Annotated in this window: 23 protein-coding genes; 13 read left to right on the top strand and 10 right to left on the bottom strand. The window is 73.0% G+C overall.

Translation table 11 applies throughout. The annotated features are described in order from the left end of the window. Positions 1-63 precede the first annotated feature (63 nt). From ACIQUR_RS04490 to ACIQUR_RS04455, 8 genes are all read right to left on the bottom strand, one after another. Complete coding sequence (locus tag ACIQUR_RS04490; protein WP_403658168.1) at positions 64-327, bottom strand: DUF3099 domain-containing protein; 264 nt, start codon at positions 325-327, stop codon at positions 64-66. A gap of 149 nt (positions 328-476) precedes the next feature. Continuing rightward, entirely contained in the window at positions 477-767 is a 291-nt protein-coding gene (locus ACIQUR_RS04485) for a DUF1416 domain-containing protein (RefSeq protein WP_399939012.1), read from the bottom strand. Between the two features lie 50 nt (positions 768-817). Beyond that, a complete protein-coding gene (locus ACIQUR_RS04480) occupies positions 818-1663 on the bottom strand; it encodes a sulfurtransferase (RefSeq protein WP_403658165.1) in 846 nt (281 codons plus the stop codon). A gap of 211 nt (positions 1664-1874) precedes the next feature. After that, the gene (locus ACIQUR_RS04475; protein ID WP_365035947.1) at positions 1875-1955 is read right to left on the bottom strand and encodes a putative leader peptide; all 81 of its coding nucleotides are present in this window, start codon (positions 1953-1955) and stop codon (positions 1875-1877) included. 234 nt (positions 1956-2189) lie between these two features. Beyond that, on the bottom strand, positions 2190-2885 hold the full coding sequence (locus ACIQUR_RS04470; protein ID WP_403659795.1) for a DUF2993 domain-containing protein: 696 nt from the start codon (positions 2883-2885) through the stop codon (positions 2190-2192). Between the two features lie 91 nt (positions 2886-2976). Then, the gene (locus tag ACIQUR_RS04465; protein WP_403658162.1) at positions 2977-4884 is read right to left on the bottom strand and encodes a hypothetical protein; all 1908 of its coding nucleotides are present in this window, start codon (positions 4882-4884) and stop codon (positions 2977-2979) included. A 6-nt stretch (positions 4885-4890) separates the two neighbouring features. Beyond that, on the bottom strand, positions 4891-5145 hold the full coding sequence (locus tag ACIQUR_RS04460; RefSeq protein ID WP_403658160.1) for a MoaD/ThiS family protein: 255 nt from the start codon (positions 5143-5145) through the stop codon (positions 4891-4893). 46 nt (positions 5146-5191) lie between these two features. Next, complete coding sequence (locus ACIQUR_RS04455; protein WP_403658157.1) at positions 5192-6022, bottom strand: alpha/beta hydrolase; 831 nt, start codon at positions 6020-6022, stop codon at positions 5192-5194. 259 nt (positions 6023-6281) lie between these two features. Here ACIQUR_RS04455 and ACIQUR_RS04450 point away from each other — a divergent pair, with 259 nt between their 5' ends. The 5 genes from ACIQUR_RS04450 (at position 6282) to ACIQUR_RS04430 (ending at position 11849) form a co-directional block, all read left to right on the top strand. Further along, the gene (locus ACIQUR_RS04450) at positions 6282-7034 is read left to right on the top strand and encodes a winged-helix domain-containing protein (protein ID WP_403658154.1); all 753 of its coding nucleotides are present in this window, start codon (positions 6282-6284) and stop codon (positions 7032-7034) included. A 74-nt stretch (positions 7035-7108) separates the two neighbouring features. Further along, positions 7109-8140, top strand: a complete 1032-nt coding sequence (locus tag ACIQUR_RS04445) for a LacI family DNA-binding transcriptional regulator (RefSeq protein WP_403658151.1) — start codon at positions 7109-7111, stop codon at positions 8138-8140. Positions 8141-8254: 114 nt separating this feature from the next. Then, positions 8255-9595: a S1C family serine protease gene (locus ACIQUR_RS04440; RefSeq protein WP_403658148.1), complete on the top strand. Its 1341-nt coding sequence runs from the start codon at positions 8255-8257 to the stop codon at positions 9593-9595. Positions 9596-9663: 68 nt separating this feature from the next. After that, positions 9664-10401: a response regulator transcription factor gene (locus tag ACIQUR_RS04435; RefSeq protein WP_403658145.1), complete on the top strand. Its 738-nt coding sequence runs from the start codon at positions 9664-9666 to the stop codon at positions 10399-10401. Further along, positions 10398-11849 carry an ATP-binding protein gene (locus ACIQUR_RS04430; RefSeq protein WP_403658142.1) on the top strand — a complete coding sequence of 484 codons (1452 nt, stop codon included), beginning with the start codon at positions 10398-10400 and terminating at the stop codon, positions 11847-11849. Before ACIQUR_RS04435 ends, ACIQUR_RS04430 begins: the two co-directional genes overlap by 4 nt. A gap of 4 nt (positions 11850-11853) precedes the next feature. Here ACIQUR_RS04430 and ACIQUR_RS04425 read toward each other — a convergent pair whose 3' ends face one another. Next, positions 11854-12717 (bottom strand): phosphatidylinositol-specific phospholipase C, encoded by an 864-nt coding sequence (locus tag ACIQUR_RS04425; RefSeq protein WP_403658139.1) that lies wholly within the window; start codon positions 12715-12717, stop codon positions 11854-11856. A gap of 194 nt (positions 12718-12911) precedes the next feature. On the opposite strand from ACIQUR_RS04425, the gene ACIQUR_RS04420 reads away from it, so the two are divergent. Then, positions 12912-13703, top strand: coding sequence for an alpha/beta fold hydrolase (locus ACIQUR_RS04420; RefSeq protein ID WP_403658136.1), 792 nt, complete (start codon positions 12912-12914; stop codon positions 13701-13703). Between the two features lie 99 nt (positions 13704-13802). Here the strand turns inward: ACIQUR_RS04420 and ACIQUR_RS04415 are convergent, their stop codons facing one another. Beyond that, on the bottom strand, positions 13803-15605 hold the full coding sequence (locus ACIQUR_RS04415; RefSeq protein ID WP_403658134.1) for a bifunctional metallophosphatase/5'-nucleotidase: 1803 nt from the start codon (positions 15603-15605) through the stop codon (positions 13803-13805). A gap of 206 nt (positions 15606-15811) precedes the next feature. On the opposite strand from ACIQUR_RS04415, the gene mshD reads away from it, so the two are divergent. The 7 genes from mshD (at position 15812) to pstA (ending at position 24586) form a co-directional block, all read left to right on the top strand. Continuing rightward, the gene (gene mshD, locus ACIQUR_RS04410) at positions 15812-16738 is read left to right on the top strand and encodes a mycothiol synthase (RefSeq protein ID WP_403658131.1); all 927 of its coding nucleotides are present in this window, start codon (positions 15812-15814) and stop codon (positions 16736-16738) included. 430 nt (positions 16739-17168) lie between these two features. Further along, complete coding sequence (locus ACIQUR_RS04405) at positions 17169-19427, top strand: RNA degradosome polyphosphate kinase (protein ID WP_403658128.1); 2259 nt, start codon at positions 17169-17171, stop codon at positions 19425-19427. Beyond that, a complete protein-coding gene (locus ACIQUR_RS04400; protein ID WP_403658125.1) occupies positions 19408-20388 on the top strand; it encodes a CHAD domain-containing protein in 981 nt (326 codons plus the stop codon). Before ACIQUR_RS04405 ends, ACIQUR_RS04400 begins: the two co-directional genes overlap by 20 nt. 13 nt (positions 20389-20401) lie before the next feature. After that, positions 20402-20818, top strand: coding sequence for an NUDIX hydrolase (locus ACIQUR_RS04395; protein WP_403658122.1), 417 nt, complete (start codon positions 20402-20404; stop codon positions 20816-20818). Positions 20819-21274: 456 nt separating this feature from the next. Then, the gene (gene pstS, locus ACIQUR_RS04390; protein WP_403658119.1) at positions 21275-22411 is read left to right on the top strand and encodes a phosphate ABC transporter substrate-binding protein PstS; all 1137 of its coding nucleotides are present in this window, start codon (positions 21275-21277) and stop codon (positions 22409-22411) included. A gap of 106 nt (positions 22412-22517) precedes the next feature. Beyond that, a complete protein-coding gene (gene pstC, locus ACIQUR_RS04385) occupies positions 22518-23504 on the top strand; it encodes a phosphate ABC transporter permease subunit PstC (RefSeq protein WP_403658116.1) in 987 nt (328 codons plus the stop codon). After that, positions 23504-24586, top strand: a complete 1083-nt coding sequence (gene pstA, locus ACIQUR_RS04380; protein ID WP_403658113.1) for a phosphate ABC transporter permease PstA — start codon at positions 23504-23506, stop codon at positions 24584-24586. Before pstC ends, pstA begins: the two co-directional genes overlap by 1 nt. The last annotated feature ends 15 nt before the right edge of the window (positions 24587-24601 follow it).

Here is a 24601-nt window from a genome sequence, read left to right as displayed (position 1 = left end):
AGACCACGGGGTCCCGAACAGGGTTGCGCCGTTCCGGATCACGGTTTGATCTCCGGGCGGACGTTATTCGTCCCGCCGCCGCTTTCCGTCCAGTTCGTCCCACCACTCGTCGGACTGCGGGTCCCCGGAGGGGTCGTCCCACCAGCGGTCGTCGGGGCCGCGGCGGTTCGCCATCATGGCCGCCACCGGCGGGATCACCATCGCGACCACGCACATCCCCACCGCCGCCTCCACCGACCACAGCCGCACGAAGGCCCAGGCGGAGACGAAGAGGACGAGGCATCCGCCCATCATGAGGAAGTAGACGCGTCGGCGCCGGGCGTACATGTCTCCAGCGTACGGAAATCCCCCCGCACCGGAACGGCACGGGGGGAGCCGGCGACGGCGCGGAGGGCCGCACCCCGTCCAGTGGCGTCCAACCCCCTGGGGTGCGGCCCTCCGGCCTGTTCTGGTGACCGCGGGCGGTCAGCTCGCGGTCAGACCGCGATCGCGACGTCCGTCACGCCGCCCTGCTCGACCACGACGACCTTGCGGTCGGCCTGGCTGCCGGGCACCAGCGCACGCAGCGTCCACTCGCCGGTGGCGGCGTAGAAGCGGAACTGGCCGGTGGCCGAGGTGGGGACCTCCGCGGTGAACTCGCCGGTCGAGTCCAGCAGGCGGACGTAACCGCTGACGGGCTCGCCGTCCTTGGTCACCTGGCCCTGGATGGCGGTCTCACCGGGCTTCAGCGTCGCGAGGTCGGGCCCGCCGATCTGTGCTCCACACATGTTCTCTGTCCTGTCCTAGAGAGGTCGTACGAGGGCGTCGCGTGCCCGGATTACTTGTTGGCGCCGAGCTCGATCGGCACGCCGACGAGGGAGCCGTACTCGGTCCAGGAGCCGTCGTAGTTCTTGACGTTCTCCTGGCCCAGCAGCTCGTGCAGGACGAACCAGGTCAGCGCGGAGCGCTCACCGATGCGGCAGTAGGCGATGGTGTCCTTCGACAGGTCGACCTGCTCGGCCTCGTAGAGGGCCTTGAGCTCGTCGTCCGACTTGAAGGTGCCGTCGTCGTTGGCGTTCTTCGACCACGGGATGTTGCGGGCGCTCGGCACGTGGCCGGGGCGCTGCGACTGCTCCTGCGGGAGGTGGGCCGGGGCGAGCAGCTTGCCGCTGAACTCGTCGGGCGAGCGGACGTCCACCAGGTTCTGGGCGCCGATGGCGGCCACGACGTCGTCGCGGAAGGCGCGGATGGAGGTGTCCTGGGCCTGGGCCTTGTACTCGGTGGCCGGGCGGTTCGGGACCTCGGAGCCGTCGACCAGGTCGCGGGAGTCGAGCTCCCACTTCTTGCGGCCGCCGTCGAGGAGCTTGACGTCCTGGTGGCCGTACAGCTTGAAGTACCAGTAGGCGTAGGACGCGAACCAGTTGTTGTTGCCGCCGTAGAGGACGACCGTGTCGTCGTTGCCGATGCCCTTGGCGGAGAGGAGCTTCTCGAAGCCCTCCTGGTCCACGAAGTCGCGGCGGACCGGGTCCTGGAGGTCCTGCTTCCAGTCGATCCGGACGGCGTTGCGGATGTGGTTCTTGTCGTAGGCGGACGTGTCCTCGTCCACCTCGACGACGACGACCTTCGGGTCGTCCAGGTGGGCCTCGACCCAGTCGGCGTCGACGAGGACGTCGCTGCGGCTCATGGTGATCTCCTCCGGGGCAGTGTGCGGCGGGCTGTGCGGGTGCTGCGGTGTGGTGCGTGCGCGGTTCCGGGTGCGCCCGGGCGTCCGCGGTCCGGCGGCGCGGGGAGGCGGGCCGGGGCGGGGCGGGCGGCGGGGGTGCGTGTCACGCGGGACGGCCGTCGTGTGCGTACGGCCGGGAGGGAGCTGCGCGCTTACGTGAAGCGCCGGTCGCTCACATCGATCGACAGAGCATGGCGGCGACGCGGCACAGGTCTACTGCCCGCCGCTTCGTGAGGTCCGCCTGTCGCTTCATGACAAGGGATCGTAGGGACGATCCGGGCCCCCTGTCACCGGTGTGTCATATGCCGAGACGGGATCGTCCGGATTGCGGGACGGAAGACCCCTTCCGAACCCGCCGCAAGCCCTGCGCGGCCTGGGCGGGAGGGCACCATCTGCGGTTCGGACTGCGCCGTCTCACTATGCGGCCAAGGCCCGCTCGGGCGGAGCCTGGGCTGGCCTTGGGGGACGGTTTCGTGGGCGGGAGCGGTCAGCGGGCGCCGAGGTTCACCGCGGTGCCCTTCAGGACGGCCCGTACGCCCTTGCCGTCCGAGGTGACGGAGGTCAGGTCGAGGCCCTTGGGCAGGGCGTCCACCGGCCGGTCGAAGTCGGTCTTCTTGCGGATCAGCTCCTCCAGGCCCGGGAAGCCCTCGCCCGGCACGTGCTCGGCGCGCACCCGCACCACGTTGCCCTCCACCAGGCTGACCGTGGAGGTCACGCTGCGGGAGAAGGTGCGGCCGAGGATCTCGACGGAGGCGGTCACCTTCACCTTGCCCGGCGCGCCCCCGTAGGCGACCGTCACGCCGGTCTGCGAGGCCGCGGTCAGGTCGGCGTACGAGAGGAAGGCCTCGCCGTCGGCCCGGGCGGCGGTGCCGCCGTTGTAGTCGGCGCTCAGCTTCACATCGTGGAAGCTCGCGTCGATCGAGGTGATGCGCACCCGGCGGCCGGCGGTGTCCGCCTCGATGCCGCGCAGGTGGGCGTCGACCTGGTCCAGCTCGTAGCCCACGACCTGGGTGAGGAAGGGGAAGCCCCTGATGTCCACGTCCGTGCTGCCCGCCAGGCCCTGGCTGAAGTGGACCCTGGCGGCCAGCTTGTCCTCCGCGTACCCGACGGCGAACCGGTCGACGGCGACCAGCAGGCCCGTCAGGACCACTCCGATGATCAGCAGTATCCGCAGTGCTCGCACGGTGTCGTAGCCCCCCATGTGTGTCCGTGCCGGATCGTGTGGGCGGCGCGGTCGGTGGTCCCGCCGCGCCGCCTTCGCGCCTACCCCGTCCTCAGCCGACGACCCGCCCCACCAGGTAGACCGCCGGCGCGGCGGCGGCCAGCGGCAGCGCGACGCCCGCGGTCATGTGGACGAACTTCGACGGGTAGTCGTACGCGGCCACGCGCAGCCCGACCAGGGTGCACACGCCCGCCGCGAGGCCCACGAGCGCGCCGCCCGCGCCCACGGAGGTGAGCCCGCCGACGGCCAGGCCCGCGCCCGCCGCGGACAGCAGCGAGGCGGCCACGGAGGGGGCGGGGGGCAGCGGCAGGGCCCGCACCACGGCGGCCACGCCCACGGCGGCGGCGCCGGTGGTGACGGCGGCCGGGTCGGCGGCGAGGTAGCCGGCGCAGACGATCGCGAGGGCGGCCGAGGCCACGCTCGCCATCAGCCCGTACACCCGCTCGTCCGGGTCGGCGTGGCTGCGGAGCTGGAGCACCAGGGTCAGCAGCACCCACGCGCCGAGGGTGCCGATGATCGCGCCGGGCGCGTGGAGCTCGGCCACCGCCAGCACGGCGGCGTCGGCGACGAGGGCACCGGCGAAGGCCAGGGCGATGCCCTGGCGGGCGGGCCACATGCCGTTGAGCCGGAACCAGCCGGCCGCGGTCAGGCCCTGGAGGGCCACCAGCGGGAGCAGCAGGGCGTACGCGCCGAAGGCGGCGGCGAGCGCCATGAGGGCGCCGAGGCCCGCCGTGAGCAGCGCGGACTGCGGGCCCGGGTCGATGATCGGCGACCGGCCCTCGGCCCGCGCCTGCCTCGGGTCCCGGATCCGGGTGTTCCCGAGGGTCACGGGAGAGGAGTACGCGGGCCCCCCGGCCCCGCCCTCGTCCCCGGCCACGCTGCCGGTGCCGGTGCCGGTGCCGGTGCCGTGCGGCGCCGGGGCGTCGTCCCGGACCGGCGGCAGGTACGCGGTCGCCGCGGCGTCGGTGCCGTAGGGGGCGGGAGCGTCGTCCCGGACCGGCGGGAGATAGGCGGTGGCGGCGGCGTCGGTGCCCTGCGGGACGGCGGCGTACGAGCCGTCCGCACCCTGCGGGGCCCGGCCGTACGACGGGTCCGCGCCCTGCGGGGACGGGGTGTACGAGTCATCCGCACCCTGCCGGCCGCCCGCGTACGGGTCGTCCGCACCCTGCCGGGAAGGGGTGTACGAGTCCTCCGCACCGTGCCGGCCGACCGCATGAGAGCCGTCCGCGCCGTGAGACACCGGGCCGTACGACGGGTCCGCGACCTGCGGGGACGGGGTGTACGGGGCGTCCGCGCCCTGCTGGGCAGGGGTGTGGCCGGTGTCGGCCGGGGGGTGGGCGTACGGGGTGGCGGACTCGGGGGACGGGGCGGGGACCGCTCCGGTGCCGGCCTCGGGCCACACGGGTGCGGAGCCGGTGCCGGGCTCCTGCCACGCCCCCGAGGCGGAGGCGGAGGCATCCGGCCACCGGTCGTCGGCGGCGGCCCAGGACGGGGTGCCGGTACCGGGCGCCGGGGTGTCGTACCGGCGGGCCCACGACGGGGCCGCGGGCTCCGACGGGACGCCGGGCGCGCCCGTACCCGTACCGGCCCCGGGCCAGGCGGTACCGGAGGCTCCGGCGTCACCCGCTCCCGTACCGGCCCCGGGCCACGGGGAGCCCGCGCCCGCGCCCGTACCCGCCTCGGGCCAGGCCGGGGCGGAACCCGTACCGGCCGCCGGCCAGGCCGCGGCGGAGGCGTCGGCTGCCGGCCACTCCCGCCCGGCGGCGGAGGCGTCCGGCCACGCCCGCTCGGGCGAGGGCGACGACGGCGACGGCGAACCCGCAGCAGCGGGGGCACCGGCAGCCGCCTGCGGCGGCACCGTCGGCTGGTAGGTGGTGTCCCAGGTCTCGGAGGACCAGGTCTGCGTGGCGTACGGGTCGGGATCCCCCGGCGCCGGCGAGGAGGACGGGCGTTCGGTCATCTCGGCTCACCCGCCCGCGAACGGCGGGAGGACCTCGACGGTGCCGCCGTCGGTCAGCCGCACCGACTCGTGCGGACGCGTGCCCACCGGGGCCTCGTCCACCAGGAACGAGCAGCGCTTCAGCACCTGGACCAGTTCCCCGGGGTGCCGCTCGCGGGCCGCGTCCAGCGCCTCGGCCAGGGTCGCGGCCGCGTACGGCTCCTCCGCGATCCCGGCCGCGGCCTTCGCCGCCGCCCAGTAGCGGATGGTTCCCGCTGCCACAGCAGCTCCTTTCGTCGGGCCTCCATGATGCCGCCTCGTGCTGTGGCTACCTCACAGCCGTCACGGCCAGCCAGTCCGCCAGCCGCGCGAGCAGGTCGTCGTCCACCGCGTTCTCGGCGTGGCCCATGCCCCGCTCCACCCACAGCTCGGCGGGCCCGGCCGCGGCCAGCATGTGTCCGTGGTCGAGCGGGAAGTAGGGGTCCCGGTCGCCGTGCACGACCAGTACGGGCGTCGGCGCGATCAGCGGCACCGCCTCGTACGGGGCGAGCGGCACCGGCGACCACCGCGCCCCGGAGATCCGCGTGCCCAGCCCCGCCCGGGCCACCAGGCGGCCGGCCGGCGTGGTCACGACCCAGTGCAGCCGGCGCATCGGCGCGGTGCCCCGGTAGTACCAGCGCGCGGGCGCACTGACGGCGGCCACCGCATCCGTACGTGCCTCCGTGCGCCCCCCTGGTCCCGCGGCCCCGAGCGCCGCGTGCCGGAGCACCACGGAGCCGCCCATCGAGAAGCCGACGGTCGCGACGCGTGGGTATCCCAGGGCCCTCGCCCAGGCCACCGCGGCGTCCAGGTCGAGCACCTCGCGGTCGCCCACCGTGGACCGCCCGCCGGACCGCCCGTGGCCCCGGAAGGAGAACGTGATCACGCCCGCACGCTGGGCGAAGGCCGTCGCCGCACGCCGCACGGCAGGCCGGTCGGCAGAGCCCGTGAAGCCGTGCGCGACCACGATCGCGACCGGGTGCGGACCGGGCGTTCCGGAGTCCCGCGAGGGCACCGCGCAGGGCACGTGGACCGCCTCGATCGGCACCCCGTCCGCCGTGCGGAGCGTGGTGCGGACCACAGGACCGGGTTTCGCCCGGCCCTCTCCAGCGGGATTCATGTGGGCTATTCTGCTGGGCAGAGGATCCGGGCAACGTTGCCCCCGGGTCCTTTTGTGCTTTCAGCACGTTGAACACAGCACGAACACCGGGACCGGTGGAACCCTTGGTTCATACCGCTTCCGGTGGCGGGCCCCAGGGCGCGGGGGCCGCACCTCGTACGAAGCAGTGCCGCGAAAGTCCTCGACGGGACCGAGGAGGAACCGACGTGATGGGCCAGCGAACCACGCACGACCGTCCGAACCGGGCAGGTGGTCGGCGATGAGCTCCCTCCTGCTTCTGACCAACGCCCTCCAGCCCTCGACCGAGGTGCTGCCCGCCCTCGGTCTGCTCCTGCACAGCGTCCGGGTGGCGCCCGCCGAGGGCCCCGCCCTGGTGGACACCCCCGGCGCCGACGTGATCCTCATCGACGGCCGCCGGGACCTGCCGCAGGTGCGCTCCCTGTGCCAGCTGCTGCGCTCCACCGGACCCGGCTGTCCGCTGCTGCTGGTGGTGACCGAGGGCGGCCTCGCGGCCGTCACCGCCGACTGGGGCATCGACGACGTGCTCCTCGACACCGCCGGACCGGCCGAGGTCGAGGCCCGGCTGCGGCTGGCCATGGGCCGCCAGCAGATCGGCTCCGACGACTCCCCCATGGAGATCCGCAACGGCGACCTGTCGGTCGACGAGGCGACGTACTCCGCCAAGCTCAAGGGCCGGGTGCTGGACCTGACCTTCAAGGAGTTCGAGCTGCTCAAGTACCTCGCGCAGCACCCGGGGCGGGTCTTCACCCGGGCCCAGCTGCTCCAGGAGGTGTGGGGGTACGACTACTTCGGCGGCACCCGGACGGTGGACGTGCACGTACGGCGGCTGCGCGCGAAGCTCGGCCCGGAGCACGAGTCGCTGATCGGCACCGTGCGCAACGTCGGCTACCGCTTCGTCGCCCCGGAGAAGGTGGAACGGGCGGCCGAGGAGGCCCGCAGCAAGGCCGCGGCGGACACCGCGTCCGAGGCCGGGGCCCCCGTCGCCCGTTAGGAGTACGGGATCGTGATCGTCCAGTGGGCAGACTCCCTGCCCACGGGACGGTCACCCCGCGTAGAATTCCGCCCGTGGCCAAGGTGACGCGGGATGACGTAGCGCGACTGGCGGGTACTTCGACCGCGGTCGTGAGTTACGTCATCAACAACGGACCCAGGCCGGTCGCCCCGGCCACGCGCGAGCGTGTACTCGCCGCGATCAAGGAACTGGGGTACCGGCCGGACCGGGTGGCCCAGGCGATGGCCTCGCGGCGCACGGACCTCATAGGCATGATCGTCCCGGACGCCCGGCAGCCCTTCTTCGCCGAGATGGCACACGCGGTCGAGCAGGCCGCCGCCGAGCGCGGGAAGATGGTGCTCGTCGGCAACTCCGACTACCGCACCGAGCGCGAGGTCCACTACCTGCGGGCCTTCCTCGGGATGCGGGTCTCCGGCCTGATCCTGGTCAGCCAGGGCATGAGCGAGCAGGCCGCCAGCGAGATCGAGGCCTGGGACGCCCGGGTCGTGCTGCTGCACGAGCGGCCCGAGGCGATCGACGACGTGGCCGTGGTCACCGACGACATCGGCGGCGCCCAGCTCGCCACCCGCCACCTGCTGGAGCACGGGCACGAGTACGTGGCGTGCATCGGCGGCATCGAGAACACCCCCTCCGTCGGCGACCCGGTCGCCGACCACGTCGAGGGCTGGCGGCGGGCCATGCTGGAGTCCGGCCGCTCGGTCGAGGGCCGGCTCATCGAGGCCCCGTACAACCGCTACGACGCCTACCGCGTGGCACTGGAGGTGCTGGCGCGCCCGGACCGGCCGACGGCCATCTTCTGCGCCACCGACGACCAGGCGATCGGCGTGCTGCGCGCGGCCCGCGAGCTGCGCATCGACGTCCCGGGCGAGCTCGCGGTCGCCGGCTTCGACGACGTCAAGGAGGCGGCGCTCACCGACCCGCCGCTGACCACCATCGCCTCCGACCGGCCGGCGATGGCCCGGGCCGCCGTCGACCTGGTGCTGGACGACGCGCTGCGGGTCGCCGGATCGCGGCGCGAGCGGCTGAAGCAGTTCCCGTCGGCCCTGGTCGTCCGCCGCTCCTGCGGCTGCGACCCGGTGGGCTGACCCTGCCCCCGCGGGACGTCCGCCGGGCGTCTTTACATCGGGCATACAGCCTTCTGTCGGGCTTCTCAGCGCGCACTCAGGAAGCTCTCATGATCCGCGGCGAGAGTCGTTGCCATGACCGAGAGCCACCGCCGCGAAGGCGAGTACCCGCAGCAGGAGAACCCGACCCAGCAGCAGCCGGTCTTCGGCGACGAGTTCCAGCGCGGCCGTGAGCGGCTGGCCCACGAGACCCAGGCCGGCTCCGGCCACCCGGCGCCGCCGGCGTACCCGCCGCCCGCGCCGGGGTGGTTCGAGGCCCACGCGCCGCAGGTGATCCGCGGTGAGACGGTCCCGCCGGCCACCGCGCACGGGAGCGGCGCCGCCCCGGCCCACGGTGGCGACGGGCAGGGTGGCGACGGACAGGGTGGCGGCGGGCACGCCGGCGGCGGCCACGGCGGTTCCGGCTGGGGCACCGGCTGGGCCACTCCTGCGGCCGCGCCCGGCGAGGGTCCGGCGCACGCCGCCCGCGCCAAGCGCCCGGTCGCGCTCCTGGCCGCGGTGGCCATGGCGGCCGCGCTGATCGGCGGCGGCACCTCGGTGGCGATCCAGCAGTTCCTCACCCACGGCGGGACCTCCGGCCCCGGCGTCCTGGGCACGAACGTCTCCCGGTCGAGCGACGGCACGGTCAGCGGCGTCGCCCGGCAGGTGATGCCCTCCATCGTGGAGATCGGCGCCACCACCGGCTCGGGCAAGGCCACCGGCTCCGGCGTGATCGTCACCTCCGACGGCGAGATCGTCACCAACAACCACGTGGTCGCGGGGGCGAGCGAGATCACCGTACGGACCTCGGACGGCAAGACCTACAAGGCCAGGGTGCTCGGCACCGACCCCGACAAGGACCTCGCCCTGATCAAGCTCGAAGGGGCGAGCGGACTGAAGGCCGCCAAGCTCGGCGACTCCTCCCAGGTGAACGTCGGCGACCAGGTCGTGGCCATCGGCTCCCCCGAAGGCCTGACCGGCACGGTCACCAGCGGCATCGTCTCGGCCCTGGACCGCGACGTCACGGTCGCCAAGTCCGAGGGGCAGAACGAACAGCAGCAGCAGTGGCAGCAGGGCGGCGGCTGGCCCTTCGAGTTCGGCGGGCGTCAGTTCAACGGCGACACCGGCTCGTCGAAGACCACGTACAAGGCCATCCAGACCGACGCCTCGCTCAACCCCGGCAACTCCGGCGGGGCGCTGATCAACATGAACGGCGAGATCATCGGCATCAATTCCGCGATCTACTCGCCCTCCACCGGCCAGTCCAGCGCGGGCAGCGTCGGCCTCGGCTTCGCCATCCCGGTGAACACCGTCAAGAAGGACCTCGGCTCCCTGCGCGACGGCGGCAGCGGCGGCACCGGCGGATCCGGCAACCAGGACTCCGGCCGCGGCTCCGGCGACGGCTCCGGCGGCGGCCTGTTCGGCACCGGCTTCTGATCCCGCCGTGTCAGTCTGGAGGCCCGGGATCCCCCGGGCCTCCACCCTCTTGAGAAGGACCGGACCCGATGAACCCCGCCGACGGCGACCAACAGCGCATTCTGATCGTCGACGACGAGCCCGCCGTCCGCGAGGCCCTGCGCCGCAGCCTCGCCTTCGAGGGGTACGGCACGGAGACCGCCGTCGACGGGCTCGACGCCCTGGAGAAGGCGGCCGCGTACGAGCCCGACCTGATCGTGCTCGACATCCAGATGCCCCGCATGGACGGGCTGACCGCGGCCAGGCGGCTGCGCGCCGCCGGGTCCACCACGCCCGTGCTGATGCTCACCGCCCGCGACACGGTCGGCGACCGGGTCACCGGTCTCGACGCGGGCGCGGACGACTACCTGGTCAAGCCCTTCGAGCTGGACGAGCTGTTCGCCCGGATCCGGGCGCTGCTGCGGCGCAGCGCGTACGCCGCCCCGGCGGCCGGCGACGGGCAGCCGGAGGACGTGCTGTCCTTCGGCGACCTGCGGATGGACCTGGCCACGCGCGAGGTCACCAGGTCGGGGCGGCCGGTGGAGCTGACCCGCACCGAGTTCACGCTGCTGGAGATGTTCCTGGCCCACCCGCGGCAGGTGCTGACCCGGGAGCAGATCCTGAAGACCGTGTGGGGCTTCGACTTCGAGCCCAGCTCCAACTCCCTGGACGTGTACGTGATGTACCTGCGCCGCAAGACCGAGGCGGGCGGCGAGCCGCGCCTGGTCCACACCGTGCGGGGCGTCGGGTACGTGCTGCGCGCGGGTGACGGCGGGGGCGCCGAGTGAGCCCGCTGCGCCGGCTCCGGAGCTTCCGCGCGCTCCCGCTGCGCTCCCGGCTGGCCATCCTGGTGGCCGCCGCGGTGGCCTTCGCGGTGGCGGCGGTGGCGGCCGCGTGCTGGTTCATGGTGCGCGGCCAGCTCAGGACGCAGCTGGACGAGTCGCTGAAGGCGATAGACCCCGACGCCGCGGCGCGGGCGGCCAACCAGGTCCTGTCCAGCCCGATCGGCTGCCGGCCGACCGCCCCCGCGGAGAGCGTCGGGGTGGGCGGCAACCTCAACGCGAGCGTCCAGCTGGTGCTGGCCGGCGGCTCGCACTGCTGGGTGGCCGGCCCGCAGACGCTGCCCGTCACCGCCGACGACCTCGCCGTGGCGCGGGGCGACCTGGCCTCCTCCCTGCACGACGTGACCACCGAGGCCGGCACGAAGCTGCGGGTCTACACCCAGCCGGCCACCACCACGCAGCCGAACGGCGCCCGCCAGCTGCTGGCCCTCTCGATCGCCAAGCCGCTTGCCGACATCGACAAGCCGCTCGGCACGCTGGCCTGGGTCCTGCTCGGCCTCGGCGGCATCGGCGTGGTCGGCGCCGGGGCGGCCGGCCTGTGGGTGGCGCGGACCGGGCTGCGCCCGGTGGACGAACTCACCGGTGCGGTCGAGCACATCGCCCGTACCGAGGACCTCACCGTCCGGATCCCCGACGAGGGCGAGGACGAGATCGCGCGGCTCTCGCGCTCCTTCAATTCCATGACGGCCGCCCTGGCCTCCTCCCGGGACCGGCAGGCGCAGCTGATCGCGGACGCCGGGCACGAGCTGCGCACCCCGCTGACCTCGCTGCGCACCAACGTCGAGCTGCTCGCGCGCAGCGAGGAGACCGGCCGGGCCATCCCGCCGGAGGACCGCAGGGAGCTGCTGGCCTCGGTGAAGGCGCAGATGACGGAGCTGGCCGCGCTGATCGGCGACCTCCAGGAGCTGTCCCGCCCCGACGCGGCGGCGCCCGGGCCGCTCCGGGTGGTGGGCCTGCATGACATCGCGGAGAGCGCCCTGTCGCGGGCCCGGCTTCGCGGCCCGGAGCTGGCGTACATGGCCGCGCTGGAGCCCTGGTACGTACGGGCCGAGCCGGCCGCGCTGGAGCGGGCGGTGGTCAACGTGCTGGACAACGCGGTGAAGTTCAGCCCGTCCGGCGGTGCCGTGGAGGTGGAGCTGCACGGCGGCGAGCTGACCGTACGGGACCACGGTCCCGGCATCCCGGCGGACGAACTGCCGCACGTCTTCGACCGCTTCTGGCGCTCCCCGTCCGCCCGCGCCCTGCCGGGCAGCGGGCTGGGGCTGTCGATCGTGGCCCGTACGGTGCAGCAGGCGGGCGGCACGGTGGAGCTGCGGCCGGCGGAACCGGGGACGGTGGCGGTGCTCCGGCTGCCGGGCGCGCCGACCCCGCCGCCGGAGGTGCCGGGGGCCTGAGCGGTCAGCCGTTGTGGCGGAGGAGCGCGTCGACGAGGCCGGACCGGGTGTTGGGGAAGTCCATGGGGACGATGCCGAGCCCGGTCCTGCCCGCCATCTCCGCGCCGTCGACGAAGGCGTGGACCTGCGGGTTGAGGCGGTCGGAGTTCCAGCGGGGCGGGAGCAGGGCGGCGGTGCTCGTGTAGTTCACGAAGAGCTTGCCGGGCTCCCGGACGGCCTTGCGGAAGTGGTCCTCGATGCGGGTGCGCTTGGCGAAGGGCTCCGCCATGTAGTCGTCCTGGATGTCGAAGACGTCGGCGGAGCCGTACCGGACGCCCGGCAGCCCGGCGTTGTCGGCGAGCAGGACGACCTTGCCGCGGGCGCCGCCGAGGTCCGGCAGCGCGGGGTCGATGCGGAAGAGCGGGCGCCAGCCCCGCCGGTCGAGGTAGTCGTCGAAGACCGCCCGGAAGGTGGCGTCGCTCTCCTCGCTGTACTCCTGCTTCAGCCGCATCAGGACGGTCTCGCGGGGGTGCGCGGCGAGGAAGTCCCGGCAGGCGACGAGGACGTCGCCGAACATCAGGTTCTGGTAGTACGCGCCGTGGTGGATGGCGAAGGAGCCGCCGGTGACGCGGCAGCGCACGTCGAGGAAGCGGATCCCGTACGACAGCTGCTCGGCGATCGTGGTGTTCTGGCAGGCCACGTAGAGGCCGCCGTACCGGGCCCCGGAGTCGTGGGTGCCGGGGATGGTCATCCGCCGCAGGGGCGTCGCGTCCGCGAGGGCGCCCATCCAGTCCTGGGTCCCGGCGGCCGCCGCCGTACCGGTGCCCAGTGCCACGGAGGCGCCGGCCGCCACCGCTCCGACGAGAAACGCACGCCGATCCAGGCTCATGGCCCGTCCCCCCTGGGTTCGCTGGCCCCGCAGTCGCAGGGATTATGACGTGTTCACGTCACGTAGGGAACAGGTACCGCATGCCCGGTCGGGCGCTCGATCTATACAACCGTATTGCACAATCGTCCTATACGCTCGTATAGTCAGGGTCGCCGGCAGTCGCCCGGCCCCGGAAGCGCATCGAGGAGACCGTCATGAGCAGCGAGTTCACGCGTTCCAGCCTGTCCGTCGGCGGCCGCGCCCTGTCCTTCCTGGACAGCGGCGGCGCCGGCCGGCCGCTCCTCGCCCTGCACGGCCACCTCTCCGAGGGCGCCTCCTTCACCGCGCTCGCCGCCGCCCTGGGCCCCGGATGGCGGGTCATCGCCCCGGACCAGCGCGGCCACGGCGACTCCGACCGCGCCCCCGACTACACGCGCGCCGGCTACCTGGCCGACCTCCTGGCCCTGCTCGACCACCTGGGCCTCGACCGGGTCGTCGCCCTCGGGCACTCCCTCGGCGGCATCAACGCCTACCACCTCGCCGCCGCCCACCCCGGCCGCGTGGAGGCACTGGTCAACGTGGACGCGCCGGCCGACCTCCCCGACCACGGCACCAGCCCGCTGGCCTTCGTCCTGGGCTTCCCGTACACCGCCCCCACCCGGGAGGAACTCGTCGCCGCCTGCGGCCCGCTGGGTTCCGCGATCGCCCCGGCCCTGCGCCCGCTGCCCGACGGGAGCGGCTGGCGGCTGCCCTTCCACCCGCAGGACACGGTCGACTCCGAGAACCTGGTGCACGGCGACCACTGGGCGCGGTGGCTCGCGAGCGACTGCCCCGCCCTCCTCGTCCACGGCCTCAAGAGCCAGGCCCTGCCCACCGAGCAGGCCCTCGACATGGCCGCGCGGCGCCCGGGAACCGCGTACACCGCCCTGGAGACGGACCACTTCGTGCAGCTCCAGGACCCGGAGGGGTTCGCGGCGGCGGTGCGGGCGTTCCTCGACACCCTCTGAGGCGCCGGCACCGCGGCCACCGCGCCCGGGAACGCCGGAGGGGGCGGCCGGCCGGTGTGGCCCGCCGCCCCCTCCGGGACGCGCTGTGCTGCGTACGCCTTACTTGACGACCGTGATCCGGTCCGCCGCCGGCGGGGCCAGCGGGGCGGCCGCCGAGGAGTGGGCGCCCAGGTAGGCGTTGAAGACGTCCAGGTCGGACGCGCCCACCAGCTTGTTCTTGTGCTCCTTCAGGACGGTGAAGCCGTCACCGCCGCCCGCGAGGAACTCGTTCATCGCGACGCGGTAGGTGCGCGCCGGGTCGATGGCCTGGCCGTTCAGCCGGACCGAGTCGACGACGATGCGGTCGGCACCGGCCTTGGTCAGGTCCAGGGTGTACGTGAAGCCCTTGGAGACCTGGAGGATCTTCGGGTTCGCGCCGTTGACCGGGCCGGTGACCTGCTGCTGGAGCATGGTGATCAGCTGGGCGCCGGTCAGGTCCACGACGTTCATCATGTTGGTGAAGGGCTGGACCGTGAAGGCCTCGCCGAAGGTCACCACGCCGTCGCCCTCGGCCCCGGAGGCCTTGTACGCGAGGTCCGAGCGGATGCCGCCCGGGTTCATGACGGCCAGCTCCGCACCGCCCTTGGCGGCCGGGGACAGGGCCTCCAGCTGCGCGTCCGCGATCAGGTCGCCGAGCGGCTTCTCCGGCGCGCTGGAACCGCGGCCGTTGATGTCGCCCGAGATGTAGCCGACCGGGCGGTTGGCGACCGGGGCGGCCAGCGCGTTCCAGCGCTGGATCAGCTCGGTCATGTCCGAGGCCTTGGGCTGGTCGCGGTTGACCACGTGGTTGGCCGACTTGACCGCGGTGCGGACGATGTCCTTGGTCGCGCGGTCGTAGGTGAGCGTGGTCTCGGTGAACAGACGGCCCAGCGAGGCGGCCGAGGTGACCGTGCGCGGCTGGCCGGCCGGGTCCGGGATGGAGCAGGCGTAGGCCTGGTGCGTGTGGCCGGTGACCAGCGCGTCGACCTTCGGGTCGAGGTTCTTGGCGATGTCCACGATCGCGCCCGAGATGCCGGCGCCGGCGCCCGGGGTGTTGCAGTCGTAGTTGTACGCGCCGGAGGCGGGCAGGCCGCCCTCGTGGATGAGCGCGACGATCGACTTCACGCCCTGCGCGTTGAGCTGCGCGGCGTACTTGTTGATCGTCTCGACCTCGTCGCCGAACTTCAGGCCCTTGACGCCCTCGGCGGTGACGACGTCCGGGGTGCCCTCCAGGGTCACGCCGATGAAGCCGATCTTGACGCCGTCCTTCTTCCACACCCAGGTGGGGGAGAGCAGCGGGCGCTTGGTCTTCTCGTCGGTCACGTTGGCGGCGAGGTACGGGAACTTCGCGCCCTCGAAGGTCTTGCCGTACTCGAAGCAGCCCTCGACCGCGTGACAGCCGCCGTACTGCATGCGGCGCAGCTCGTTGCGGCCCTCGTCGAACTCGTGGTTGCCCACGCTGGTGACGTCGAGGCCGAACTTGTTCATCGCCTCGATAGTCGGCTCGTCGTGGAACAGGCCGGACAGCATCGGGCTGCCGCCGATCATGTCGCCGGCGGCCGCGGTGATGGTGTGGGACTTGCCCTCGCGCGCCTTGCGCAGGGAGGTCGCCAGGTACTCGACACCACCGGCCGGTATCGCCTTGGTCGTGCCGTCGGCCTGCAGCTCGGAGACGTTGCCGGAGGAGCCCTGCGGGGGCTCCAGGGTGCCGTGCAGGTCGTTGATGGACAGCAGCTGTACGTCGACCAGCCGGTCGGACGCCGCGCTCGGCGCCGCCCCGGCGGGCAGCGCGGCCACGATGAGGGCGCCGGCCCCTGCCGTGACGGCGAGGGCGGCGGCGGTCAACCGGCGTGCCCGGCGGTGTCGTTGGGTGGTCGCTGTCATCAGTTCCCCTTCGAGGCAGCGTGCGATCTGGAGGTCGGGTGCGGAAATCGCGTCCGCAGCCTACGGTCAACGCGCGTAGCGCGACAGGGGGTGGCAGGTTACCGTTCAGTTGCGCTGTGGCGTAGGGGGACGAAACGGACCGGTACGGGCGGACGCCTGGCCGGGGTTGCCCCGGGGGCGCGGGCCGGGCGCCGTACGCTCGACGTATGACTGACGCAGCAGCGGCGCTGGAGCCCGGACGGCAGATCCAGGAACTCGACGAACTGACGCAGGAACAGGCCGGAGCGGTCCTCGGCCTGATCGAGGAGGCCAGGCTCACCGACGGCACCACCGCCGTGTCGGAACAGGGCCGCCTCCAGCTCACCGGGGGCCGCCGCGAGGGCATCCGCCACTTCCTGCTCACCGAGCACGGCCGCCTCGCCGGGTACGCCCAACTGGAAGACACCGACCCGGTGGAGGCGCCCGCCGCCGAGCTGGTCGTCCACCCCGCGCTGCGCGGCCGCGGCCACGGACGCGCCCTCGGCACCGCCCTCCTGGCCGCGTCCGGCAAGCGCATCCGGGTCTGGGCACACGGGGGCAAATCGGCCGCCCGGCACCTCGCCCAGGTCCTCGGCCTCACCCTCTTCCGCGAACTCCGCCAGCTGCGCCGCCCCTTGAACGACGGCGCACCCGTCCCGGAGCCGGTGCTCCCCGAGGGCGTCACCGTCCGCACCTTCGTCCCGGGCCGGGACGACGAGGCGTGGCTCGCGGCGAACGCCGCCGCCTTCGCCCACCACCCCGAGCAGGGCGCGCTGACCCAGCGGGACCTGGACGACCGCAAGGCGCAGCCCTGGTTCGACCCGAAGGGCTTCTTCCTCGCCGAGCGCGACGGGCACCTCGTCGGCTTTCACTGGACCAAGGTCCACGCGGCGGAGCGGCTGGGCGAGGTCTACGTGGTCGGCGTGCTCCCCGGAGAGCAGGGCGGCGGCCTGGGCAAGGCCCTCACCGCCATCGGCCTGCACCACCTGGAGGACGCCGGCCTGCCGACGGCGATGCTCTACGTGGACGCGGACAACCCCGCCGCCCTCGCCGTGTACGAGCGCCTCGGCTTCCTCACCCACGAGGTGGACCTGATGTACCGCTCCGAGTCCTAGGACCTTCGGGAAGCGGCCGGGCCGGCCGCACGGCCCCGGCCGGCCCGGAGCGGGTGCGGGGAGCGGGTGCCCGGTGCGGGTGCGGGGAGCGGGTGCCCGGTGCGGGTGCCCGGCCGCCCGGCCGGGAGCGGGTGCGCGCGCCGGGAGCGGGTGCCGGGTGCCCGCGCCGGGAGCTTCCCGTGACGCCGGCGAGCGGCCCGTACACCCGTTCAGGTGACGGCAGGGTCACGGGCTTGCCCCGCGGGTCCCCTGCAGGCCACACGCCATTAACCAGGCATTCAGACGCCCTTGCGACGCTCGCGCAATGAAGCCCGTCGCCGACCCGTCCCAGCGCAACGGACTCCGTCAACCGGCCGACCCCGTCGCCCTGCGCCTCACCGCGCCCCCTTCCGACGCGCCTGTACTGCCGCGTGCGCGGAAGAATGGACGCATGAGCCAGCAGAGCAGCACAGAGGTCCCCGGCCAGCAGAGCCCCCAGGGGTCGGGTGCCAGGCACCCGCAGCCCTCCGTCGGGTCCATAGCCGCGCACCGGCCGCACACCGTCGCCGCGGTCGTGTCCGACCTGGAGCCGGATCTGGACGCGGATCTGGACGCCTACGACGAGGACGGCTCGGCCACCGAGCTGCCCACCGGCCGGTTCCTCGACCGCGAACGCAGCTGGCTCGCGTTCAACGAGCGCGTGCTGGAGCTGGCCGAGGACCCGGCGACCCCGCTCCTCGAACGGGCCAACTTCCTGGCCATCTTCGCCAGCAACCTGGACGAGTTCTTCATGGTCCGGGTGGCCGGCCTGAAGCGGCGCATCGCGACCGGGGTCGCCACCCGCTCCGCCTCCGGCCTCCAGCCCCGCGAGGTGCTGGAACTGATCTGGACCCGCTCCCGCGAGCTCATGGCCCGGCACGCCGCCTGCTACCAGCAGGACGTCGCCCCGGCGCTCGCCGAGGAGGGCATCCACCTGATCCGCTGGCCGGAGCTGACGGAGAAGGAACAGGCCCGCCTGTTCACCCTCTTCCGCAACCAGATCTTCCCGGTGCTCACCCCGCTGGCCGTCGACCCCGCGCACCCCTTCCCGTACATCTCCGGCCTCTCCCTGAACCTGGCCGTGGTCGTGCGGAACCCCGTCAGCGGCCACCGCCACTTCGCCCGCGTCAAGGTGCCGCCGCTGCTCTCGCGCTTCCTGGAGGCCTCCCCGCAGCGCTACGTCCCGCTGGAGGACGTCATCGCCGCGCACCTGGAGGAGCTCTTCCCCGGCATGGAGGTGCTCGCGCACCACATGTTCCGGGTGACCCGGAACGAGGACCTGGAGGTCGAGGAGGACGACGCCGAGAACCTCCTCCAGGCCCTGGAGAAGGAGCTCATGCGGCGCCGCTTCGGCCCGCCCGTCCGCCTGGAGGTCGAGGAGTCCATCGACCCCGGCGTACTGGACCTGCTCGTCCAGGAGCTCAAGGTCAGCCCCGCGGAGGTCTACCCGCTGCCCGGCCCGCTCGACCTGACCGGCCTGTTCGGCATCGCCTCCCTCGACCGGCCCGAGCTGAAGTACCCGAAGTTCATCGCCGGCACCCACCGCGACCTGGCCGAGGTCGAGTCCGCCTCCGCGCCCGACATCTTCGCCGCGCTCCGCGAGCGGGACGTGCTGCTGCACCACCCGTACGACAGCTTCTCCACCTCCGTGCAGGCCTTCCTGGAGCAGGCCGCCGCGGACCCGGACGTGCTCGCCATCAAGCAGACGCTGTACCGCACCTCCGGCGACTCCCCGATAGTCGACGCCCTGATCGACGCGGCCGAGTCCGGCAAGCAGGTGCTCGTACTCGTCGAGATCAAGGCCCGCTTCGACGAGCAGGCCAACATCAAGTGGGCGCGCAAGCTGGAGGAGGCCGGCTGCCACGTCGTGTACGGCCTGGTCGGCCTGAAGACCCACTGCAAGCTGTCGCTCGTGGTCCGCCAGGAGGGCGAGCTGCTGCGCCGCTACTCGCACGTCGGCACCGGCAACTACCACCCCAAGACGGCCCGCCTCTACGAGGACCTCGGCCTGCTCACCGCCGACCCGCAGGTCGGCGCGGACCTCTCCGACCTCTTCAACCGGCTGTCCGGCTACTCGCGCCGCGAGACCTACCGCCGCCTGCTGGTCGCACCGAAGTCGCTGCGCGACGGACTGATCTCCCGGATCAACAAGGAGGCGGCGCACCACCGCGCCGGCCGCCCCGCCTACGTCCGCATCAAGGTCAACTCGATCGTCGACGAGGCCCTGATCGACGCCCTCTACCGGGCCTCCCAGGCGGGCGTCCCGGTCGACATCTGGGTCCGCGGCATCTGCGCCGTGCGCCCGGGCGTCGCCGGACTCTCGGAGAACATCCGGGTGCGCTCCGTACTCGGCCGCTTCCTGGAGCACTCCCGGGTCTTCGCCTTCGGCAACGGCGGCGAGCCCGAGGTCTGGCTCGGCAGCGCCGACATGATGCACCGCAACCTCGACCGCCGCATCGAGGCACTGGTCCGGGTCACCGACCCGGCACACCGAGCGGCACTGGACCGGCTGTTGGAGACCGGCATGTCGGACGCCAGCTCCTCCTGGCACCTGGGCCCGGACGGGGACTGGACCCGGCACAGCACCGACGCGGACGGCATGCCGCTGCGGCACGTACAGGAGATGCTCATAGACGCCCGGAGGCGCCGGCGTGGCTCTGCAACACCATGACTCCAGCGCGGGGGACGTGCTCGGTTCCTACCTCCGCTCGCAGGCGACCGCCTTCCTGCGCGGACTGAGACTGCACGAGGAGAGCGGTGCCGACGCGGCCGAGGGGGTGGAGGCGGCCCGCGCGCTGCGGGCCGCGGCGCGCCGGATCAGCGGTTCGCTGGCCACCTTCCGGCCGGTCACGGACTCCGCCTGGGCCGACGCCCTGCGCACGGAGCTGACCTGGCTGTCGGCGACGCTGGCCGACGAGCACGCGTACGCCGCCCGGCTGACCCGGCTGCTGGACGCGCTGCACCGGCTCTCGGGGGCCCCGGACGCGCCCGGCGTGCCCGGCCCGCGGGGAGCGGCGCGGGGGTCGCTCACCGTGGGGTCGGCGCGCGCCGCCGCGCTGCTGGAGCGGCAGCTGACCCTGGCCAGGACGCGGGCCCACTCGGCGACCCTGCACGCCCTGGGGTCCTCGCGGTTCCACGCCGTGGCCGACGCGGTGGCCGTGCTGGCCTCCGAGGTGCCGCTCGACGGCATCGCCGCGGCCGGCCGCACCGACGAGGTGCTGGTGCCGCTGTCCGCCCAGGTGGCGGACCGGCTGCACCTGGCCGCCGCCGAGCTGCCGCTCGTACGGGCCGCGCACCCGTACAACGCGGAGGCGCTGGTCGACGACGAGACCCAGGACGCGCCCTGGCACCGGGTGCGCGGCCTGCTGCGGGTGCACCGGTACGCGCAGGAGGCGCTCGGGGCGGACGTCACGCTGCTGACGGCCGCCTGCACGGCACTGGACCGGCACCGGGAGGCGGCGGAGGCGGCCGCGGCCTCGGCGCAGGCGGCGCGCACGCCCCGGATCGCCCCGGCGACGGCGTACGCGCTGGGCGTGCTGCACGCCGACCAGCGGCACGAGGTGGAGGCGGCGCGCTTCGACTTCCAGCGGGTCTGGCAGCCGGCCGGCGCGGCGTCCGCGGTGGTCACGTGAGGACGGGTACGCCGTGACGGACTGGCCGAAACCGCTGGTCGCCGCCGGGTGCGTGCTCTGGCGCCGATCGGCCGCGGACGGCCGGCCCGAGCTGTGCCTGGTGCACCGGCCGAAGTACGACGACTGGTCCTTCCCCAAGGGCAAGCTGAAGCGGGACGAGACCCCGCAGCAGGCGGCCCGGCGCGAGGTGCTGGAGGAGACCGGGTACGCGTGTGAGCTCGGCGCCCCGCTGCCGACCTCCCGGTACCTGGTCGAGGGACGGCTGAAGACCGTGCACTACTGGGCCGCCGAGGCGCTGGAGGGCGGCTTCGTGCCCTCCCTGGAGGTGGACCGGCTGCTCTGGCTGCCGCCGTACGGGGCGCGGCTGCGCCCCTCGCACCTGCGCGACCGGCCCCTGGTGGACGCGTTCCTCGCGGTGCTGGAGCGCTGAGCGGGGACGGGCGGGGGGGCGGGCCGGGACCGGCGCGGGCGGTCGGCCGGGACCGGTACGGGCGGTCGGCCGGGACCGGTACGGGCGGTCGGCCGGACGGGTGGGCGCGCTGGTCCGTACGGGCGACGGGCGCCCCGTAGCGGCACGGCGCACATGGCCGGAAACTGGCCCTTGGGGGTGTGCGGCCCACCACCGGTCCCGCCCCGCGTACACGTGCCGGGCGCATCCGCGCACCCCGGCGCGCCGGGAGGCGGGGTCGCACCGGGCCGTCCGCCATGGTTCACCGTCCGTTCACCCACCCCCGTTGGCCGCTTCACCTGTTCTGCCTAATTTCGGCAGTGCACGGTGCGGGTCGCAGGCGAAGAGCCGGTGGCTACCGGGCAACCAGACGTAGTCCTCTTCGCACGCCGCCCCGTAACGAGACCGGCAGGCGGCTCCTGGAAGGAACACCCGAAAGTGAAGCTTCAGCGCAAGAACCGGCTTCGTGCCTCTGCCCTCGGGGCCCTCGTCGTGTCCGGCGCCCTGGCCCTCACGGCGTGCGGCTCCGACAACAACACCCCGAAGGACGGCGGCAGCAGCAAGGCCGCGGCCCCGACCGGCGACGCCTCGCAGTGCGCGGGCGCCAAGGGTCAGCTGCTGGCCTCCGGCTCCTCCGCGCAGAAGAACGCCATGGACCTGTGGGTGAACGGCTACATGGCCACCTGCGCCGGCGTCGAGGTCAACTACAAGTCCTCCTCCTCCGGTGAGGGCATCGTCGCCTTCAACCAGGGCACCGTCGGCTTCGCGGGCTCCGACTCGCCGCTGAAGCCCAAGGAGGTCGAGGAGTCCAAGAAGGTCTGCACCGGCGGCCAGGGCGTCAACCTCCCGATGGTCGGCGGCCCGATCGCCATCGGCTACAACGTCTCCGGCGTGGACAACCTGGTCCTCGACGCCCCCACCCTCGCGAAGATCTTCAACGACAAGATCAAGAAGTGGGACGACGAGGCGATCAAGAAGCTCAACCCGAACGCCAAGCTCCCCTCCACCGCCATCCAGGCCTTCCACCGCTCCGAGGACTCGGGCACCACCCAGAACCTCGGCAAGTACCTGTCGAAGACCGCCACCGCCGACTGGCCGTACGAGCCCGAGAAGAAGTGGCCGGCCCCGGGTGGCCAGGCCGCCTCCGGCTCCGCCGGTGTCGCCGCGCAGGTCAAGCAGGTCGACGGCGCGATCGGCTACTTCGAGCTCTCGTACGCCGCCTCGCAGGGCATCAAGACGGTCGACATCAACACCGGTGCCGCCGCCCCGGTGAAGGCCACCTCCGAGAACGCCTCGAAGGCCATCGCCGCCGCCAAGATCGAGGGCACGGGCAAGGACCTCGCCCTGAAGCTCGACTACGCCACCAAGGCCGAGGGCGCGTACCCGATCGTCCTGGTCACCTACGAGATCGTCTGCGACAAGGGCAACAAGGCCGAGACGCTCCCGACCGTCAAGTCCTTCCTGAACTACACGGCCAGCGACGCGGGCCAGAAGCTCCTCTCCGAGAAGGGCTACGCGCCGATCCCGGCCGAGATCAACGCGAAGGTCCGCGAGGTCATCTCCTCGCTCTCCTGAGCACGACTCCGGGGACCGGGTCCGTCCCCGTCCGGACGGACCCGCCCCCGGAACCTCCGGTGCACCGCCGCCAGGGGGCCCCGCCCCCATCCAGACCGGAAAGATCATGGCTACTTTCACACCCACCCAGACAGACCAGGCTCCGCCGGTCTCCTCGAGCGGGTCCACCGGCCGGGCCGGTGACAAGATATTCGCGGGGCTCTCCAAGGGCTCCGGGATCCTGCTCCTGGTGATCATGGCGTCGATCGCCGTCTTCCTCACCTACCGCGCCGTCCTGGCCCTGTCGAAGAACGAGGGCAACTTCCTCACCACCTTCGACTGGAACGCCACGGGCGAGCCCCCCGTCTTCGGCATCGCGGTGCTGCTCTACGGCACCGTGGTCAGCTCCGTCATCGCGATGGTCATCGCGGTCCCGATCGCCGTCGGCATCGCGCTCTTCATCTCCCACTACGCGCCGCGCAAGCTGGCCGGTCCCCTCGCCTACGTCGTGGACCTGCTGGCCGCCGTGCCGTCGATCATCTACGGCATCTGGGGCGCCCTCTTCCTCGTCCCGTACCTGAGCGGACTCACGTCCTGGATGGACGAGTTCCTCAGCTGGACCTACGTCTTCGACAAGACCCAGGCGGGCGTCGACCGCTCCCTGTTCACCGTCGGCATCCTGCTCGCGATCATGATCCTGCCGATCGTGACCAGCGTCAGCCGCGAGGTCTTCCTCCAGGTCCCGCGCATGAACGAGGAGGCCGCCCTGGCCCTCGGCGCCACGCGCTGGGAGGTCATCCGGATGTCGGTGCTGCCCTTCGGCCGCTCCGGCGTCATCTCCGCCTCGATGCTCGGCCTCGGCCGCGCCCTCGGCGAGACCATGGCCGTCGCCACCGTCCTCTCCCCGAGCTTCCTGATCTCCGGCCACCTGCTGGACCCGGGCGGCGGCACGTTCGCCCAGAACATCGCCGCGAAGTTCGACGAGGCCAACGAGTACGGCCGTGACGCGCTGATCGCCTCCGGTCTCGTCCTCTTCCTCCTCACCCTGCTGGTCAACGGCGCCGCTCGCATGATCATCGCGCGCCGCAAGGAGTACTCGGGGGCGAACGCCTGATGAGCCACGCACTGCAGGACCAGCGGCCCGTACGCAGCCGCAAGTCCGCCGCCCCCAGCACCCTCACCCGAGGCGGCCTGCCCCGCTGGGCCCCCGCCGCCATCGCCGCCGTGTCCCTCGCGCTCGGCACCGGTATCGGCGCGGTCGCCGGCCTCGACAGCAAGATGCAGTGGGGCCTGATCGCCGCCGCGCTGTTCGTCGTGATCACCTACACGACCAGCACGATCGTCGAGAACGCCCGCCAGGCCAAGGACCGCGTCGCGACCTCCGTCGTGTGGGTCTGCTTCGTCCTCGCCGTCGTCCCGCTGCTCTCCCTGATCTGGGTGACCATCGTCCGCGGCATCAAGGTGCTGGACGCCTACTTCCTGAGCCACTCGATGGCCGGCGTCGCCGGCATCGAGCCCGGCGGCGGCGTCTACCACGCCCTGCTCGGCACCATCGAGCAGGTGCTGCTGGCCACCGTGATCGCCGCCCCCATCGGCCTGCTGACCGCCGTCTACCTGGTCGAGTACGGCCGCGGCGCGCTCGCCCGGGCCGTGACCTTCTTCGTTGACGTCATGACCGGCATCCCCTCCATCGTCGCGGGTCTCTTCATCCTCACGACGTGGACGCTGATGCTGGAGCAGGGCCCCTCCGGCTTCGCCGGCTCGCTGGCCCTCTCGATCCTGATGATGCCCGTCGTCGTCCGGTCCACCGAGGAGATGCTCAAGCTCGTCCCGAACGAGCTGCGCGAAGCCTCCCTCGCCCTCGGCGTGCCGAAGTGGCGCACGATCCTCAAGGTCGTGCTGCCCACCGCCATCGGCGGCATCGCGACCGGCGTGATGCTGGCCGTCGCCCGCATCACCGGTGAGACCGCGCCGATCATGCTGCTGGTCTTCGGCTCGCAGCTGATCAACGGCAACCCCTTCGAAGGCGCCCAGTCCTCGCTCCCCCTCTACATCTGGGAGCAGTACAAGGTCGGCAGCGCCGACTCCTTCGACCGGGCCTGGGCCGCGGCGCTCGTCCTGATCGCCTTCGTCATGATCCTCAACCTGGTGGCCCGCGGCATCGCCCGCTGGAAGGCCCCGAAGACCGGCCGCTGACCGGCCACGAAAGAA

This window comes from Streptomyces sp. NPDC101132, from assembly GCF_044759225.1.
Lineage (GTDB): Bacteria > Actinomycetota > Actinomycetes > Streptomycetales > Streptomycetaceae > Streptomyces.
The sequence above is the reverse complement of the archived record's forward strand: the minus strand, read 5'-3'. Positions and strand labels throughout refer to the sequence as shown.